At 70.8% G+C, this 620-nt stretch carries 1 protein-coding gene; it reads left to right on the forward strand.

Going from position 1 to position 620, the window contains the following annotated elements; genetic code table 11:
• On the forward strand, positions 1–620 hold a 620-nt coding region (locus tag EOA38_RS38340; protein ID WP_127301668.1), incomplete at both ends, for a PfkB family carbohydrate kinase.

A 620-nucleotide genomic window follows, 5' to 3' on the forward strand; every position in this document is an offset into this window, starting at 1 on the left:
GCCTGGTGCGCCGCGTCGCCGGCGCGCGCTCGGCGCTGGCCGCGATCCTGGTCGATGCCCATGGCGAGCGCATGATCGTGCCGTTCTACGACGGACAAGCTCAGGCCGACCCAAACACGCTGCCGCTTGCCGATCTTTCCGCCTTCGACGCCGTGCTGGTGGATGTGCGCTGGCCGGGCGCCGCCGCACTTGCCTTGACTGCAGCCCGGGACGCCGGCCGTCCGGCGATCCTCGACGCCGACACCGCACCCGTCGAAGTGCTGGAGCGGCTCTTACCTTTAGCCTCGCATATCGTCGCCTCGGAACCTGCGGCGCGCATCGTCTGCGGCCACGCGCTCGACCCGGAAAGCGCCTGCGCCGATCTTGCTTCGCGCACCGACGCCTTTGTCGCGGTGACCGGAGGCGCTGCCGGAACCTGGTGGCATGACCGGGAAAGCGGCCGCGTCCGACATGTCGAGGCGCCGAAGGTCAAGGCTGTCGACACGCTGGCCGCCGGCGACGTCTTCCACGGTGCTTTTGCCGTCGGCCTTGCCGAAGCGATGCCGCCCGAAAAGGCGCTGCGCTTTGCCAGCGCCGCCGCCGCGCTCAAATGCCTGCGTTTCGGCGGCCGGCGCGGCGCC

The sequence above is a fragment of the Mesorhizobium sp. M1E.F.Ca.ET.041.01.1.1 genome, from assembly GCF_003997355.1.
Lineage (GTDB): Bacteria > Pseudomonadota > Alphaproteobacteria > Rhizobiales > Rhizobiaceae > Mesorhizobium.